This window comes from Bacteroidia bacterium (assembly GCA_027493955.1).
GTDB lineage: Bacteria > Bacteroidota > Ignavibacteria > SZUA-365 > SZUA-365 > JAOSJT01.
This window is the reverse complement of sequence record JAOSJT010000001.1, coordinates 1,745,715-1,762,865: the sequence shown is the minus strand read 5'-3', so window position 1 is coordinate 1,762,865 and position 17,151 is coordinate 1,745,715. Positions and strand designations below refer to the sequence as shown.

At 60.2% G+C, this 17,151-nt stretch carries 10 protein-coding genes; 5 read left to right on the top strand and 5 right to left on the bottom strand.

Going from position 1 to position 17,151, the window contains the following annotated elements:
• The first annotated feature begins 2 nt into the window (after positions 1 to 2).
• Both M5R41_06930 and pbpC read left to right on the top strand, forming a co-directional pair.
• Entirely contained in the window at positions 3 to 5,402 is a 5,400-nt protein-coding gene (locus M5R41_06930) for an MG2 domain-containing protein (protein ID MCZ7556117.1), read from the top strand.
• A complete protein-coding gene (pbpC, locus tag M5R41_06925; GenBank protein MCZ7556116.1) occupies positions 5,332 to 7,728 on the top strand; it encodes a penicillin-binding protein 1C in 2,397 nt (798 codons plus the stop codon). The genes M5R41_06930 and pbpC overlap by 71 nt, the downstream gene beginning before the upstream one ends.
• Here the strand turns inward: pbpC and M5R41_06920 are convergent.
• Positions 7,722 to 8,300 carry a zf-HC2 domain-containing protein gene (locus M5R41_06920; GenBank protein ID MCZ7556115.1) on the bottom strand — a complete coding sequence of 193 codons (579 nt, stop codon included), beginning with the start codon at positions 8,298 to 8,300 and terminating at the stop codon, positions 7,722 to 7,724. The genes pbpC and M5R41_06920 overlap by 7 nt on opposite strands.
• On the bottom strand, positions 8,297 to 8,893 hold the full coding sequence (locus tag M5R41_06915) for a sigma-70 family RNA polymerase sigma factor (GenBank protein MCZ7556114.1): 597 nt from the start codon (positions 8,891 to 8,893) through the stop codon (positions 8,297 to 8,299). Before M5R41_06915 ends, M5R41_06920 begins: the two co-directional genes overlap by 4 nt.
• Positions 8,894 to 8,989: 96 nt before the next feature.
• On the opposite strand from M5R41_06915, the gene M5R41_06910 reads away from it, so the two are divergent.
• Positions 8,990 to 9,352: a hypothetical protein gene (locus tag M5R41_06910; protein ID MCZ7556113.1), complete on the top strand. Its 363-nt coding sequence runs from the start codon at positions 8,990 to 8,992 to the stop codon at positions 9,350 to 9,352.
• Between the two features lie 9 nt (positions 9,353 to 9,361).
• Here M5R41_06910 and M5R41_06905 read toward each other — a convergent pair whose 3' ends face one another.
• Positions 9,362 to 9,826 carry a universal stress protein gene (locus M5R41_06905; protein ID MCZ7556112.1) on the bottom strand — a complete coding sequence of 155 codons (465 nt, stop codon included), beginning with the start codon at positions 9,824 to 9,826 and terminating at the stop codon, positions 9,362 to 9,364.
• Positions 9,827 to 9,884: 58 nt separating this feature from the next.
• Entirely contained in the window at positions 9,885 to 12,821 is a 2,937-nt protein-coding gene (locus M5R41_06900; protein MCZ7556111.1) for a hypothetical protein, read from the bottom strand.
• A 300-nt stretch (positions 12,822 to 13,121) separates the two neighbouring features.
• On the opposite strand from M5R41_06900, the gene M5R41_06895 reads away from it, so the two are divergent.
• Both M5R41_06895 and citF read left to right on the top strand, forming a co-directional pair.
• Positions 13,122 to 14,342, top strand: coding sequence for an aldolase/citrate lyase family protein (locus M5R41_06895; GenBank protein MCZ7556110.1), 1,221 nt, complete (start codon positions 13,122 to 13,124; stop codon positions 14,340 to 14,342).
• Positions 14,332 to 15,897, top strand: a complete 1,566-nt coding sequence (gene citF, locus M5R41_06890) for a citrate lyase subunit alpha (GenBank protein MCZ7556109.1) — start codon at positions 14,332 to 14,334, stop codon at positions 15,895 to 15,897. Before M5R41_06895 ends, citF begins: the two co-directional genes overlap by 11 nt.
• 662 nt (positions 15,898 to 16,559) lie before the next feature.
• Here citF and M5R41_06885 read toward each other — a convergent pair.
• The gene (locus M5R41_06885) at positions 16,560 to 17,054 is read right to left on the bottom strand and encodes a C40 family peptidase (protein ID MCZ7556108.1); all 495 of its coding nucleotides are present in this window, start codon (positions 17,052 to 17,054) and stop codon (positions 16,560 to 16,562) included.
• Positions 17,055 to 17,151: the final 97 nt, after the last annotated feature.

The following is a 17,151-nucleotide window of genomic DNA, read 5'->3' as shown; positions in this document are numbered from 1 at the left end:
CCATGAAGCAGCTTCGCTTCGCATGTGCGCTCAGTCTGTTCGCGGTCCTGCTATTCGGCTGCGATTCGAACACCGTCGAGATCGTTTCTTTCACTCCCGAAGGGGAAGCCGCACTGCTGACCACCATCGAGATCGAATTTTCACACGATCTCGCACCGCCGGATAAGCAACAGATGTGGCTGGACGATGATTTTGTGCAGTTCGAACCGGCCATCCCGGGGCGCTTCAAGTGGATGTCGTCGCGCAAGCTGATTTTCTCTCCGGAGGCGCCGCTGCAGCCGATGCAGGAATACTCCGCGAAGGTAACGGACAACGTACTCTTCGCAAAGGAACTGTCCGGTGATTTCGAAGAGAAGGTGTTCCGGACTCCCGACTTCGATGTGACCAAGGCGGATCTGTTCTGGACGCATATCCCGCGGCAATACTACACCGTGAGCATGCAGGCCAATCTCCATTTCACCTATCCTGTCGAGCCGGCCAGGCTCCGTGCGCATCTCGAGGTGCTGCGCGACGGGGAACCGGTGAACAATGCCACCGTCATCTCCGAGCAGGCGTCCGAAGTGATCGCCGTCTCCATCGGTGACGTGAAGCAGAAGGATAAAATGCAGCGTGTGACCTTGCGCATCAGGGAAGGTCTCGTCAGCACGCTCGGTCGCTCGCCCCTCTCGGACACGCGCGAGTTCACGATCGATCTTCCGCCGATTACCGAGCTCGCCGTCACCGGCGTCGTGGCGGGATACGACGGTGCGACGGGCTGGATTGAAGTTGCGACCACGCAGAGCGTAGACGAGGAACGGGCTGCGGAATTCATCAGCGTCGAGCCGAAACAGGCATTGCGCTTCTTCACGAGCGATAACATTCTCCGCATCGAAGGCGCTTTCGAAAATGAGCAGTCCGTAACTCTGACTCTGCGAAAAGGCCTCCCCGGATTGTTCGGCGGCGTCCTGCAGGATGAGTACAGCCAGCAGGTTTCCTTTGTGGACATTCAGCCCGGAGTCAATTTCGCCGACCGCAGCGGGCGCTATCTCATGCGCAGCGGGCTCCGCAATCTCGAAATACACGCGGTGAACGTTGATGAACTGGAAATCGAAGTGCATGAGGTGTTCCGGAATAATGTGCTGCATTTCATATCGCAGAACAGCTGGTGGGATCCCGAGTATGAGTACAATCCCGACTACTATGTGGGTGAGTTGGGGACGGAATTATACAAGGAATCCGCTGTCATGAACAGCAACCGCAACTGGCTGGGGAAACATGTTTTCAATCTGGACAGGGCGCTGAAATCGAAGCATAAAGGAATCTATGTCGTCCGCGTCAGCTCGGCGGAGGACCGATGGATTTCCGATTCGAAGATCGTGGCCATGAGCGATATCGCACTCGTCGCCAGAGTCTCCAGCGACCAGATCATGGTTTTCGCGAATTCCATCCACGACGCGCAACCCTTGTCGGGTGTGGAGATCAACGTCGTGTCGACAAATAACCAGACGCTGTTTTCCGGCGTCACCGACGGCAGCGGCGCGGTGGTGTTCCGCGACGTCGCCCGAAGTATCGAGGACTTCACTCCCCGCATGGTCACGGCGGTGACGGAAGCCGATTTTAATTTTCTCGATCTCCGGGACGCCCTGGTTGAGACCTCGCGTTACGATGTCGGCGGTCTGCGGCAGTATTCGCAGTCGTATATCGCTTTCCTCTACGGCGACCGCGATCTCTATCGCCCGGGCGAGCGCGCCGTCATTTCCGGCATCGTCCGGACCGACGATCTGCTCCCTGTCACCGACGTACCGGTGCTGCTCAAGGTCCTGACGCCGCGGGGCAGGACGTTCACCGAATTCAAGCTCACCCTCAACCGGCAGGGCTCCTTCGAGCAGGCGTTTGAACTCCCGAGCTACGCGCAGACCGGAGAGTACCGAGCCGAGTTAAGCACCGGCGGCGAGCAATTTCTGGGTGCGTACACATTCAGCGTCGAGGATGTGGTTCCGGACAAGATTCGTCTCACTCTTAAAACTCCCGCGGAGCAACTCTCGCCGGGTGATGTCTTCGCTGTGGACGTTGATGCCGAGTACCTGTTCGGCGCGCGCGCGGCCAATCTGCGCTATGAAGCCGATGTGCAATTCCGCCACCGGGCGTTCCGGAGCAAAGCTTTCGGGGACTTTGATTTCTCCTCCACATCGGCGCGCAGCACACCCGTAGACAACACGATGCTGGATGGTGTGCTCGATGAGAACGGAAAAACGCGCATGAGCTATCCGGTGCCGGTGGATCTCCGGGGTGCCGGGGTTGTGGACGGCGCCATGTATGTCAGCGTATTCGATCTGACGGGACGAACCGTCAACCGCTCCGCCCAAGTCACCATTTTTCCGAACAATGAGTACCTCGGCATAAAATCGCCCGGGACGTATCTGTCGGTAAACAAGCCCGGGACCTTCCGTCTCGTCGCCGTGGATCGCAACGACAAGCCGCGGAGCGGATTCCGGACCGACGTTCGTCTCGTGCGCATGGAATGGCAGACGGTGCTGAAAAAGGACTATTCAGGCCGGTATTTCTACGCTTCTGAGCAACGCGAAGTCCTGGAATGGGAGCGTTCCATGACGCTGAACGCCGCAACCTCCGTGCAGATCAGTGTGCGCCGCTCGGGCAAATATCAGCTGCGCGTCTCGCGTTCCGGAGAGGATGAGTATGTGTACAGCGAGTTCTATGCCTATGGCTGGGGGACGTCTACCGCGTCGTCGTTCCAGGTGGACAAGGAGGGCAGGGTGGATATCGTATTCGACAAGGAGCAGTACCGACCGGGCGAAACAGCGAAAGTGCTCTTCCTCTGTCCCTTCGATGGCAAGCTGCTTGTGACCGTCGAGCGCAACGGGGTCATGCAGCATGATTACCTCGATGTGAAAAACCGCTCTGTCGAGTACCGCCTTCCGGTGAAGTCTGAACACATGCCGAACGTGTACATCACCGCGACGCTGTTCCGCAAGCATCAGCCGTCCAACGATGTCCCGTTCCTTGTCGGACACGGCTTTGCATCCATGGCCGCGCAAAAGCGCGAGAACAGGCTTGCAGTCACCATCAACGCTCCCGCGCGCGTGAAACCCAATACGACACAAACCATCACCATCAAAACAGCGCCTGAGCGCGATATTTACGTTACTCTGGCGGCGGTGGACGAAGGCATTCTGCAGATCAAGGATTATGTAACCCCCGATCCGTACAACACCATGTACGCCAAGCGCGCGCTGCAGGTGCAGCCCTACGATCTCTACAAGTTCCTTTTGCCCGAAATTGTGCGTTCGTCGTCCCTGACCGGCGGCGACGGCGGCTTCGAGGAGGGCTTGAAAAAGCGCGTCAACCCCATCAGCGTCAATCGTTTCACCCTGCTGTCGTACTGGAGTGGCATTCGGAAATCAGACGGAAGCGGCACGGTGAAGGTGTCGCTGCCCATTCCGCAATTCAATGGCGAAGTACGGCTCATGGCCGTGGCCTACAGCAACGAGCGCTTCGGCGCGGGCAGCAAGGCCATGAAAGTCGCGGACGATCTCATTCTGGAACCTCAGATACCGCGCCTGCTTTCGACGGGCGACTCACTCGTCATTCCCGTAACAGTGATCAACACGACATCGAAAAGCGGGAACGCGACGGTGAAGCTCGAAACCTCCGGTGCGCTCCGCTTGCGGTCCAAAGGGTCGGTGCAGGTGCGGGTGCCGGCAAACGGAACCGCGCAGGCGGAATTCCGCGTGCGCGCGGGCGACATTCCCGGTGCCGCAAGGATGAAGTTTACCACTTCGGGTATCGCGCAGGTGCGCGACAGTTATGAACTCGCGGTGCGACCCGCCGCGCCGTTCTCCGTGGAGAGTCGCAGCGGCGTGTTAAGCAAAGCTGGCGCGGTGGAACTGCCTGCGATGAAGGGATTTCTCAAAGGAACCGGCAGCATGCAGCTGCTGATCAGCAGCTTCCCGGCGATACGCTTCGCGAAACAACTGCGGCAATTGGTCGGCTATCCGCACGGCTGTCTGGAGCAGACCGTATCCAAGGCCTTCCCGCAGCTGTACCTCGAGTCGGTACTCAAGCTCGCTGCTCCGGAGCATTTCCAGACGCGCGCGCCTTCGTACTATGTACAGGAGGCGATTCGGAAAATCGAATCCATGCAGATCTATGACGGCTCGATCAGTTACTGGCCCGGCAGCGGTGATGGCAACTGGTGGGGATCGGTGTACAGCGCACACTTCCTTCTCGAAGCCCGCAAAGCGAAATACCGCGTGTCGGATCAGGCACTGCAGCGTCTGCTGCGCTACGTAGCAACCAAATCCCGGCAGAAGGAAACCTTCAATTACGCGTATTACTCCGGTGGAGGCCGTACGTCGGAAGTGAAGGCACGAAAGGAAATTCTCTACGGTCTGTACGTGCTGTCCCTCGCCGGTCGCGGCGACATTTCCACCATGAATTACTACCGCGGCCGCAATCATCTGCTGACGACGGATTCGCGTTATCTCCTCGCGGGCGCGTTCGCGCAATCCGGCAAGTGGAGCGCCTGGCATCAGTTGCTGCCTTCGGGTTTCAGCGGCAGCAAACCGGTGCGTGAAAGCGGAGGCAGCTTCGACAGCGAAATTCGCGCCAATGCCCTCATGCTCAGCATACTGCTCGACAATGATCCGTCCAACAAGCAAATCCCGATCATTATCCGTTATCTGGCGGACCGCATGGATCAGATGTACTCGACGCAGGAAACCGCGTTCACCATGCTGGCGCTCGGCAAAGCCGCGCGCCGGGCCGCAGCGTCCTCGCTCACCGTGGGCGTGTATGTGGACGGCAAGAAAAAGGCCGAGTACAAGGACAAAGACCTCCGCATTACGGACAAGGAACTCGGCGGCGGACGCATTACGCTCAAAGCCGAGGGCAAAGGGACGGTGTATTACAGCTGGACCTCCGAAGGCGTCCGCAGCAGCGGCGGTGCCGTGGAGCAGGACGCGAACATGGCCGTCCGCCGCAGCTACTTCGATTATCGCAGCAAACAGCCGCTGGACTTCGCGGCCCTGCGGCAGGGACAGCTCGTCGTCTGCCGCCTCAGCCTCAGCGGAAGCGGTCGGTCGATCGAGAACATCGTGATCACCGATATGGTCCCCGCCGGCTGTGAAATAGAAAATCCGCGTCTCAAACCGTCTACAGCCCTGGGTTGGGAAGTCCCGAATCCCATGCAGGTGCAGTCCATGGATGTGCGCGACGACCGCATGATCCTTTTCACATCGCTCGATGGCGGCGGCACGCGGGAGTTCATCTACCTGCTCCGCGTCGTCAATCAGGGCAGTTTCGTGCTGCCGGCGGTTTCGGCGGAAGCGATGTATGATCCGTCGTATCACTCCACGCATGGCGCCGTCACGACGGCGGTGGCTCCGATGCGCTACGAACAGTGATGCCGCAATGACCGGTCCCGCTGCCCGTATCCGCGCCGTCCTGCGCGGACGCGCACCGCTGTTGCTTACGCTTTCGGCGCTCGCATTGCTCGCGCTGGCCGATCGCAGTTGGCCGCCACCGCCACTGCCGGTATATTCCACGCAGATTTTCGATGCGCGGGGTTCGTTGCTCACCGCCTACCTGACCGGAGACGACAAGTGGCGTTTGCGGACGGAGCTTGACCGGGTGACACCGGAACTCATCCGGGCGGTGATCACGAAAGAAGACAAATATTTCCTCTTCCATCCCGGCGTCAATCCCGTCGCGATGCTGCGGGCATTGTACACCAATCTGGTGCAGGGCAGACGCGTGTCGGGTGCGTCCACCATCACCATGCAGCTTGCGCGTCTGCTGGAGCCGGCGGAGCGCAGCTACACCGCAAAGCTGCGCGAGGCGCTGCGTGCGCTGCAATTGGAGGCGCGGTACTCCAAGCGCGACATTCTAGAATTCTACCTCAGTATGCTCCCCATGGGTGGCAATGTCGAAGGTGTCGCGAGTGCGTCGTATGTGTACTTCGACCGGCCGCCCGACAAACTCAGTCCTGCGCAGAGTATCGCCCTCGCGCTGGTGGCCAATGATCCGAACCGCCTCCGTCCGGATCGTGCGTCGGCGGCGCTGACCGCCGAGAAAAATCGTTGGGTGCGGCGGTTCGGTGCTCACGACGTGTTCCCGTCCGACATGCTGGAAAGCGCGCGCGACGAAGCTCTCGGTGGCTTCCGCTATGCCATGCCCACCAATGCGCCGCATCTGTGTCAGTTTCTGCGAAAGCGGGGAACTGCGGATATTCTGTACAGCAGTATCGACGGCGGGATTCAGGACATAGCGGAAACCATGCTCCGAAATCATGTCCGCCGCGTGCTGCCCGACGGCGTCGGCAACGGTGCGGTGCTCATTGTGCGCAATGACGATCTGCGTGTCGCCGCCTATTGCGGTTCGGCGGATTTTACCGATGCCGCGCATCAGGGACAGGTGGACGGTGTGCGCGCCCTGCGTTCACCGGGAAGCGCGCTGAAACCCTTTCTGTACGCGATGGCGTTCGATGAGGGCGCACTTACCCCGATGCTGCAACTCGCGGACATCCCCACCGATTTCGGGGGCTACATGCCGGAGAATTTCGACCTGACGTACAAGGGGCAGATCACCGCTCGCGAAGCCCTTCTGCAGTCGCTCAACATCCCCGCCGTGCGACTGCTCGCCGCACAAGGCGTGCCGTCGCTGCTGAACTATCTTTCGTCGCTGGGTTTTCGTTCGTTGGACAAGCAGCGCGAGAGACTGGGGCTGTCTCTGATTCTCGGTGGCTGCGGCGTAACGCTGGAGGAGCTGGTGCGCGCAGCAAGTGCCTTCGCGCGGCGAGGACAGATCGCGGCACTACGGTACGCCGCTGATGACGATGAGGCGCAGTCGCAAACCGTGATGTCGGAGGCGGCAGCATGGCTGGTGTCGGATATTCTGTCCGATGCGAAGCGTCCCGATCTGCCCGAGGAATTACTGACCTCGTCCCGTCTGCCGAAAATCGCCTGGAAAACCGGCACCTCGTACGGGAAACGCGATGCGTGGGCGGTGGGATGGAACGCGCACTATACCATCGGTGTCTGGATGGGGAATTTCGACGGCCGCGGGGCACCCGCGCTGTCCGGCGCGGAACTCGCCGTTCCGCTGCTGGTGGATCTTTTCAATGCCGTGGACTACGATTCCGGCCGTCCGTGGCTGAAGAGACCCGCTTCGGTGCTTTCGCGTGACGTGTGCGGGAAAACCGGTCTCCTCCCCTCCGAACGTTGTGACGCAACCGTACGGGATTACGCCATAAAAGGAGTATCGACACAGGAACGCTGCGCGCTCATGAAAGAGAATCGCATTAACGCCGAAGGGAGCATGCACTACTGTCCGCAATGCCAGCCGCGCGAGAATACGGTGCGGGCATGGTATGCGGAGTACGAGCCGGCGCTGGCATTGTGGTTCCGGGAGAATCGTGTGCACGTTCCCGTACCACCGCCCCATAACCCCGAGTGCAGCGCCAGCCGACAGAGCGAAGGACCGGTGATTCTTTCGCCCTCGGCGGATTACGAGTATCTGGTGGAAAAAGGGAGCGGACAGCAGATCAGCCTGCAGGCGGCCGCACCGCCCGGCGTGCGTACGCTGTACTGGTATGTGGATGGGGATATGCTCGGCAACACCGCGCCCGGCGCGAAGCTGTTCTTCACGCCGATCGCCGCTACCCATCGGATCATCTGTCTCGATGACATGGGGGTACGTAGCGCAGTCACCATACGCGTGAAGTACTATTGATCCCGAGTACCCGTCGCAACATGGCCGCGGGATTTCAGACGCTCCCGCATCAGCGGCTGCAGGACGAAGCGGTCCACACCCGCGAGAAGGAAGAACACGCAGATCACCACCGCGAGCACGGCGAAGGTATCGTCCCGCAGGAAAGAAAGAATCTGCCCCCAATCGGCGCGCAGGGGATTGCTGTCGCCGATTATCACCGACAGCCGATGGAAAATCTTTTCAAACACGGACGGTGCGCTTTGCGCGCTGTCACCTCGTCCCGCAGCGATCAGCACAATGCCGACGGTCGTGCATACGGCGACGGCGGACAGCACGAAGCGTTTGCGCCAGCCGTGTTCCTGCAGCGTCGCGTTGCGGGATGCATTGATACGCGCCATCACGCGCTGTTCGAAATCGTCCCGGGGTGCGCTGCGCTCCATCGTCATCAGCGCGTTCTGAATGTGCTGTTCCCTGCGGACCACAGCGGCACAGCGCGTGCAGGACGCGAGATGCGCGCGCAGTTCCGTGAGCGCATCACCGTCAAGCGCACCGTCGGTGTACTGCAAAAGAACGGCATAGTCGGGGTGTGTCATGCGTGTTCCGCTTTGGAAGATTTCTGAAATGACCGGTCTTCGAATATACGTCGTTGAAGCTCGCGCCGTGCACGGTGCAAACGGTTTTTGACGGTGCCCAGAGGAAGGTTCGTGATCAGGGCGATTTCATCGTAGCCCTGATCTTCTCTGTAAAACAGCGTCAGTATCTCGGCGTATTCCGGGCGCATGGACGACAGCGCCGCATCGATGCGCACTGTCAACTCCGCATTCTCCAGTGATCCGGCTGCATCATCATCAGCGTGAACGACATCCGCCTCATCATCGAGCTGCAGGAAAGCCGGTTCTCGCTTCCGTTTCGCGAGACGACTGAGACACACATTGTGGGTGATGCGGTACAGCCAGGTGGAAAAACGCGCGCGGTTCTCGAAACGCGGGAGCGCCCGGAAGGCGCGAAGGAACGCGTCGGAGGCCGCCTCTTCCGCATCTTCGCGTTGCGCGAGCATGCGGTAGCAGAGATTCATGACGCGATCACGATACCGATGCAGCAAGACGGCGTACGCACCGTGGTCGCCGCCGGCGATACGGTCAAGTATGGCGTCATCGGTATCGGTCGGTCGCGCTCTGCTCATCATGTGTTTGGACTCCATTCCGTTCCGCAGGGTTTCAGTCTGAAACCCTGTGCGGGAAATCGTGGTCAAAAGAGCAGTACCACGAAAACGGAGTGTATCATGGACGAAGACATTATTGTACCAATCATCATGTTCGGCAGCGCCGCATTCATCCTCTGGAAGTTTTTCGATACGAAACACAAGGAACGCATGGCCATCATCGACCGCGGCATGGTCACCGAAGACCTGAAATATCTCTACACCCGGGGGGTGAGCAAACCGAACCGCTACGGCGCACTGAAGTACGGTCTCGCCGTATTTCTCATCGGCATCGGCCTGCTGCTCGCGATACCGATGCAGGACACGTCCTGGGGCCGTGAACATCGCCCGGAAATCATCATCGGACTGATCTGCGCAGGCGGCGGTGTCGGCTTCCTTCTGTACTACTTCATCGTCAGCCGCCTGGAACGGAACGGCGGTTGACCCTTGCCCCTAGGGCATGACGAATTCGCTGTCGGCGCTGCGTATGGACAGCACGGGACACGGGGATTTGCGAACCACTTTCTCCGCTGTACTCCCGAACAACACATGCTCGATGCCGCTGTGTCCATGTGTCGCGATGATGATCAGGTCGGCTTGCTCTTCCTTCGCGGCATGGATGATCTCCACGAAGGGTTTGCCCGAACGTACCGCCGCGCGGGCGCGCACGTCGTCCGGGACCTCTTTCTCGATGAGCAGCGTTAGCTGCTGTTCGCCGCGTGCCTGCAGCTCGACTTCCACGGAGGGAAGTGCGACCTGTCCGAAGCTGAAATCCGCGGGATAGATGACCGGCTCGACGACGTATACGAGCACGATCTCGGCAGAAAACGTTCTCGCGAATTCGACGGCGTAGCGGAACGCCTTCTTCGAGTACTCGGAGAAATCAATGGGGACGAGAATGCGGTTGATGCTCAACATGATGACGACCTCCTTCCAGAGATGATGATACAGTCTATCGTTGACGCCAACCCAGATGTCAGGGGCAGCGTAATTCGTCGTACCAGTTGACGCCGGCTTGGGTGCTTCCGCCGCCGTTCCACTCCGTGCGGTCTGGGAGCACAGCCCGGAACTCACCGATGCCGCCGCCTCCGTGATCATCCTGCGCACCGGCGATCAACGTGAAGCGCCATGGTGCGTCGGCGGGGCCGAAGAGCGTGAGGGGGAGCGCGAATCGAATCTCGCCGCTGGCGGTATCGCCAAATGCCCCGGCGCTGCTTTCCGGGATGTACGCCGCGAGCACACCACCGTCGGCGCCGCGAACCTCGATACCGCCGCCCACAAGTACGAGATGCGTATATCCGGAACCATCACCCAGCACGTAGCCGCTGTTGTGCCCGATTTCCGTCGCGGCCGCGGAAACGCTGTCGCGTCTCCTGTCTATCGCTATCGCGAGCATGGTGAGCTGGAAACCGTACTCGGGATGCCAGCCGGGCTGAGAAAGCGCACGCATGCGAATCGTGAAATACACGCGTTCGTTATCCGCTGCAACCTCCATGCCGGCAATATCGAGTATGCCGGGCCGGAAATGCGCGTTGGCGGGGTAGAGGTAACCGCCGGTCGGTCCGGTGTCGTCGCGCAGGGGGTCCTTCGCCGAACACAGCGATCCCGCGTCGTGGTTGCGCCGTGTCACCTCCGCTTCACGCAGCAGCGGATGGTCGGGTACTTTCATCACGGCGTATGCGGATGCATCTCCCGACCGGGCGAAACGGAACGCTTGGGCAAAAGCGGCGTCGGGTTGTATCGGCGGCAACTCCAGCGTGATGCTTCCCCCGGCGGGGAGTAGTTGTTGTGCGAATCTCGCCTTGCCACTGTGCTTTTGCGAGGGAGGTCGAATGAGTACAGGCTCGGACGCGCCGGATTCGAAAGACGCGCGCAGTCGGCCGTTTTGCATGCGCTCCACGGCAATGCGCACAGCGCCTGCCGCGGTGCGCACCGACGCGGAAAGCCGCTCCAGTGCCCGCGGCAGTGCGGGGTGGAATTCGATGACCGCCTGCCCGTCGTAGCGTACCCTCGCGCCCAGGTAGCATTCGCGCATGGTCCGCAGGTATTCCGCATTGCTCCAGGCCTGAGAAAACGTTCCGGACCAGCGCGGTGTGGGCTGTCCGTCGCGGGGAAAGGCGTCCGTACATTCGGGAATCGTACCAATAGCTCCGCTGTGCATCGCCAAACGGTGCAAGGTTTGTGTCAGAACCCAGGCGCTGTCCGCCAAACCACGCGCGCAGAGAATCTCGATAGCAGGCCCACTCAGCCAGGTCCATATCGTACCGTTGTGATATGCCGCGTCTTTCGGATATTGCTTCGGTGCCTCGTGAAAGGGATGGAAATTCTCATCCTGCAGGGACAGCGACGCAACGCCCCAGGGATACACGCACTCGGAGAAAATCCGCAGGAGAGTGGAATCATCCGCTTCCTCTGAGAACGCTGTTCCCGCCTCGCGGCCGAGAGTGAATGCGAACAACGAATTCGGACGTATTTGTCTGTCTGGCGAACCATCGCTGTTGAGGTGGTCGATGAGTACGTTGTTGTCGGGATCAATAAAATGCTCCGTCAACGCGCGCTGTACACGGATGGCCTGCACGCCTTCCCACGCATCGGCGAGATCATCGCGTCCGGCGATGCGCGCAATACGGGCCGACGCGCGCAGTTGCGCGAGCCAGAGTATCTGTATCTCGATCGCACGATCTCCGCGTGGCGACCAGGGCCCGCGGCCGCCCACGGCATCCATCCACGTCTCGGCGTCCGCGTGCCGCAGCAAGCCGTGTTCGTCGCATCGCGTCAGCGCGCCTTCCACGGCGGCAACCACGAAGGGGAAGAGGCGCTTCAGTGCGTCGGCATCGCCGCTGTGCTCGTAATACCGCCACAGCGCGTACAGCATCCACGGCGTTCCGTCCACCGTATTGTAGATGACCTCTCCCGGCTGCACGCGATTGGGTATACGGCCGTAGGTGGGACTGCCGCGCACCGTATCCATCCGGGCGGCGAAGGATTCGATTACACGCAGCGCGTCTTCGAAACGTCCCGTCGAAAGCAGCGCGCCGGGCAGGGAAATGAATGTGTCGCGGCCCCAGAAATCATCGAACCACGGCAGACCCGCCCAGATGCCGGCCTGAGCTTCGCGCACGAGCAGAGCGTCCGTCGTGGCCAGAAGCCAGGCGAAGGTTTCGTCAAGCAGTTCGTCGCCGGTGGAAATCGCCGCCTCGGCCAACAGTGCTTCGATTCGTGAGGACTTGCGCTGCAGCAGCCCGTGCAACTGCTCGGGAGTTCTCACCTGCGCGGTGGTCTCCAACGGCAGCCACTCGAAGGTGAAGCCGAATTCGCCCGTGCATTCACCCCAGTACATGGCGGGGATATTTGCCGGCGGGGGAGAAGAGAGGCGCTCCACGTCACGCGGACGCGCCCGACCCCAGCTTCCGGTCAATCCGTCCACATGCATGGTCAGCCGCGCGTGAGATTCGATCACGAAGGTCCCGCCGCTGATACCCCCGGCACTGATGCCGAAGTCCGGAGCCAGCGACGGATAGATTTTCACCTCGCCGCGCCATTCCGTGCTGATACCCACGACGAGCATGGTCAGCGAATCCGTGAAAAATACCTCCTCCACCGTATTGTACAGCGGATAGCGTCGCTGAATGCCCGCCGGCGACACCGTGCACTCCGCCGTGCGGCGATCGAGCACCATGTCGCCCAGCAGTATCCAGTACTGCTCGAAGAGCTTGCGCTTGTTCTGCGTGACGCCATGAAAGCCGTTGCCATTATCCCCGCTCACCGGGCCGCAGTAAAAAGCCCCGTAACCATTGCTGAAGGTAAACAGCGCATCGCTCCCCGCCGCTACCGTGGCCGATGGAAGCTGCGCATGCAACTCCGCGATTGAAAGGAATGGCAACAGCGCGAAGTACAGAATCCGACGCATCATCTTTCTCACCCATGTGTTCTGCTGTAATGTGCAAAGGATGGCGGGGAATGTCAATCGGCTGTGTAGCGCAGGTCCGATTCGTCGATGACATCCCGCTACGGTGTATTTCGAGCGTGACCTGGAATTGGGATGAAAAATCAGTCAAATATCGTCACACCCACCCCCACCACGTAGAGAACCACCACGTAGAGACGTTGCTGCAACGTCTCTACTCCCGCGAAAACTCGCTATATTTACAGATGTTGCCACCAGCACGGTGCGCGACATTTCGACCAACCATCACCGAAACCGGATTTCATCATGAACAGCAGAGCAGAAGCCGGACGCAGCGGGAAGAACGTGCGTTCGGATTGCCTTGTGATTATTGAACGGCACGACGGCCCGGGCGACATCGTGCTGAAAAGCAAAGTTGCCGCGCTGTACGGTCGCTCGATCCGCGCGCTGGCGGGCGAGATGCTGACCTCCTACGGCCTGTCGGACGCCCATCTGGCCATTGACGACAGCGGCGCCTTGCCCTACACTCTCGCCGCCCGCATCGAAACCGCCATCCGACGACTCGATCCCGCCATGACAGCGGAGTATCTCCTCCCGTATCGGGAAGGCATCATCGTACCCTCGCAGCGCGACCGCTTCCGGCGCTCGCGTCTCTATCTCCCAGGCAACGATCCCAAACTCGCCGTCAACGCGGGTATTCACGGCGCGGACGGCGTCATCCTCGATCTCGAGGATTCCGTCGCTCCCGCCGAAAAAGACGCCGCGCGCATACTCGTGCGCAATACGCTGCGCGAAATAGACTTCATGGGTGCCGAGCGCATGGTGCGCATCAATCAGGGCGACGCCGGACTGGCGGACCTGAACATGATCATCCCGCAGCGCCCCAATCTCATCCTCGTTCCGAAGGTGGAAGACGCGCAGCATCTGCGTATCGTCCATGCCCGCATCGAGGAACTGCGTGCGGCACATGCGATAGCCGACGAGGTGTTTCTCATGCCCATTATCGAGAGCGCGAAGGGCGCGGTGTTCGCCTACGACATCGCGACGGCCGCACCATCCGTCGTCGCGCTGGCCATCGGGCTCGAGGATTACACCGCCGACATCGGCGCCGAACGCACGCTCGAAGGACGCGAAAGTTTCTGGATGCGCGGGGCAGTGCTCAACGCCGCCCGCGCCGCCGGCATTCAGGCCATTGACACAGTGTTTTCCGATGTGTCCGATATGGACGGACTGCTCGCGAGCGTACGCGAGGCAAAGTCCCTCGGCTTCGATGGCAAGGGATGCATCCATCCGCGGCAAATCCCCGTGGTGCATCAGGGCTTCGCACCCGAGAAAAAAGATCTCGACAAGGCAATGAACATCGTCCTCGCTTTCGACGACGCACAACGCCGGGGCCTGGGTGTCGTCGCGCTGGGATCGAAAATGATAGATCCGCCCGTCGTCAAACGCGCTCTGCGCAACATAGAACTCGCCGTGAAAGCCGGTCTGCTGTCGGAACACTGGAAGGAGGAAAACAATGAGCAGTAACACCGTTATAAACGCCGCGGGACGCGAAGTCCTCACCAACATCAACGGCGTGGAATCCGCGCCCTACGCCGGAGTGGGTAAGCATCATCCCGCGGGACGCAAGTACGCGCCACCCATCGCCAGCTGTGCCGATTATCCCGCCGACGGCAATAAAATCGTCGGCAGTCTGCGCGAAGCGCTGGAACGCGCGGGCCTGCGCGACGGCATGACCATCTCCAGCCATCATCATTTCCGCAACGGCGATCTCGTGGCCAATCAGGTCTTCGACGCCGCCGCCGACCTTGGCGCCAGGGATTTGCGCTGGGTGCCCTCCGCCGCCTTCCCCTGTCACGAACCCATAATACGGCATCTTGAAAGCGGTGTCATTCATCACATCGAGGGCTCGCTGAACGGTCCGCTCGGCGATTACGCCTCCTCGGGCAGAATGCGCGGTCTCGGAGTGCTGCGCTCGCATGGTGGACGCTATCAGGCGATTCAGGACGGGGAAGTGCATGTGGATATCGCCGTGATCGCCGCGCCGACCTCCGATCCCTTCGGCAATTGCAACGGCGTGCAGGGACCCTCCGCCTGCGGCGGCCTCGGCTTCGCGCTCGCCGATGCGCAGTACGCGGACAAGGTCATCGTCGTAACGGATAATCTCGTCCCTTTCCCCTGTGTGCCCTGGCAGATCCACGGCAATCTGGTGGATTACGTCGTGGTGATGGACAAAATCGGTGAACCGGAAAAAATCGTCAGCGGCACCACCAACATCACCAAAAGTCCCGACCGCCTGCTCATCGCCGAACTCACCGCGCGCTTCGTGGACGCCGCCGGAATACTGAAGGACGGATTTTCCTTCCAGGCCGGGGCGGGGGGGACCGCACTTTCCTTCGCACTTTTCCTGCGGGACATGATGCGCGAACGGCGGATCAAGGCGCGCTTCGTCCGCGGCGGCAGCACACGCTACCTCGTGGACATGCTCGAGGAAGGACTGACCGATTACATTCTCGACGGGCAGACCTTCGATCTCGCGGGCGTGCAGTCCATGCGCGACAATCCCCGTCACATTCACACCAATCCCTTCGTGAGCTACAATTATCACGGCAAGGGCAACGTCGCGTCGATGGTGGATGTTGTCGTGCTCGGCGCCACGGAAGTAGATGTGCAGTTCAACGCCAATGTGGTATCGCACAGCGACGGGCGACTGCTGCACGGCATCGGTGGCTGGCAGAATTGCCTGTTCTCGAAATGCACTATACTACCTATTCCGAGCTTCCGCGACCGCATCCCGGTGATCGTGGACCAGGTGACCACGCTTTGCGGACCAGGCGAGCTCATAGACGTGATTGTCACCGAGCGTGGTATCGCCATCAATCCGCTGCGCCGGGACCTGATCGACGCCACGCGCAACGCCGGTTTGCCGATCCGTCGTATCGAAGAGATCAAGGCCGAAGTCGAGTCCCTCTGTGGTGGCGCTCCCGACAAACCCGCCTTCACCGATCAATTCATCGCCGCCATCAAATGGGTGGACGGCACCGTCATCGACATGGTGCGGAGCGTGGAGAGAATGCCGTAGATATCGGCGGCAGGCATCCGGTACAACTACGGGCACCCTGAGTCCGGTAAACAGCGGTGCGAGACGGTTAATATCGAGTGTGACATTTGAGGCGATGTAAAAGAAGCATCGTCACCCTGAGTGTGCCCACCAGTCCGCCTCAGGCGGATACATCGGCCTATTTCGTGGGCCGACATCAGCTTCTTCGTGCATTCACAAGTACCGTCACACTGAGCGAAGCACCGCAGCAAAATTTGGGATCGAAGAACAAGGTCCACGCGGTGCGTCCGCCTCTGGCGGAGAAGTGCGGCGTTCGGATTTCTGGGTGTATGTAGGTTGGGTCCTCCAGATGTCATAAACAGCGGAGCGCTGCGCTCTGTCCTGAGCTGGAAGGCAAAAACGTTGGTCAGCGCGAATTCGCCGTCACCCTGCGACTCGCTTCGCTTCGCGCAGGGTGACCGGGGACCGCTTCGCTCCGCGCAGAATGACTTTCGTGTGTCACCCTGCGCCCAGACACCGGCAAGCTCGGTGCCTGTCATGGCGAACGATTCGGGACCAACTCCTTCAAGAGAAGAAAGAGAAGAATCCGCCCATTGCGTCGTGATTTGTCCGAAAGAATTGATAAGGTGTGACTATGGATGAGCCGTACAGCCTTCGGAACGCAGTTGATCTTTCGCGGCGATCTATTTGATGATCTTCCTTGCCCCGACGTAGTACTTGCGGTAGTACACGTCCTGCAGCGATGAGGTGATGACGCCGCGTTGGGTGGAGGAGTGTATGAAATCCTCGCCGCCCACGAAAATCCCGACATGTGTAATGCCTTTCCCTGCGGCGTTGGTGAAAAACACCAGGTCGCCCGGCAGCATGCTGCCGCGATTCACCGCACGGCCTTCGCCGAACATATCCCTCGACGTGCGCGGCAACTCCACCCCGAACTTGCCGTACACATTGAACACCAGTCCCGAACAGTCCACACCGCTCTTAGTCGTCCCGCCATAGGAGTAGGGCACACCCAGCCAGCGCCGCGCCTCGTCCAGCAATAACTGACGCGCCTTGCTGATCTTGACCCCGCTGCCGCTCGTCGGAAGCTCGCGCGTTACCTCTCCGCCGCCGCTGCATGCCAGCAGCAGCAAAGAGAATCCCAGAGGCAAGAAAAGCAGTCGCAACCGATACAGCATGTTGTCACATAATACGTTACGACGTTAATATAAAGCAGATTCTCAGATAATTCAATTAACGCGGAGTCGTGAGGAGGTTTTCGAAGATTGGATCAGG

Excerpts from the sequence above, each read along its gene's own strand:
- M5R41_06930 (MCZ7556117.1), top strand. The coding sequence starts at position 3 with ATGAAGCAGCTTCGCTTCGCATGTGCGCTCAGTCTGTTCGCGGTCCTG.
- pbpC (MCZ7556116.1), top strand. The coding sequence starts at position 5,332 with ATGATCCGTCGTATCACTCCACGCATGGCGCCGTCACGACGGCGGTGG.
- M5R41_06920 (MCZ7556115.1), bottom strand. The coding sequence starts at position 8,300 with ATGACACACCCCGACTATGCCGTTCTTTTGCAGTACACCGACGGTGCG.
- M5R41_06915 (MCZ7556114.1), bottom strand. The coding sequence starts at position 8,893 with ATGATGAGCAGAGCGCGACCGACCGATACCGATGACGCCATACTTGAC.
- M5R41_06910 (MCZ7556113.1), top strand. The coding sequence starts at position 8,990 with ATGGACGAAGACATTATTGTACCAATCATCATGTTCGGCAGCGCCGCA.
- M5R41_06905 (MCZ7556112.1), bottom strand. The coding sequence starts at position 9,826 with ATGTTGAGCATCAACCGCATTCTCGTCCCCATTGATTTCTCCGAGTAC.
- M5R41_06900 (MCZ7556111.1), bottom strand. The coding sequence starts at position 12,821 with ATGATGCGTCGGATTCTGTACTTCGCGCTGTTGCCATTCCTTTCAATC.
- M5R41_06895 (MCZ7556110.1), top strand. The coding sequence starts at position 13,122 with ATGAACAGCAGAGCAGAAGCCGGACGCAGCGGGAAGAACGTGCGTTCG.
- citF (MCZ7556109.1), top strand. The coding sequence starts at position 14,332 with ATGAGCAGTAACACCGTTATAAACGCCGCGGGACGCGAAGTCCTCACC.
- M5R41_06885 (MCZ7556108.1), bottom strand. The coding sequence starts at position 17,054 with ATGCTGTATCGGTTGCGACTGCTTTTCTTGCCTCTGGGATTCTCTTTG.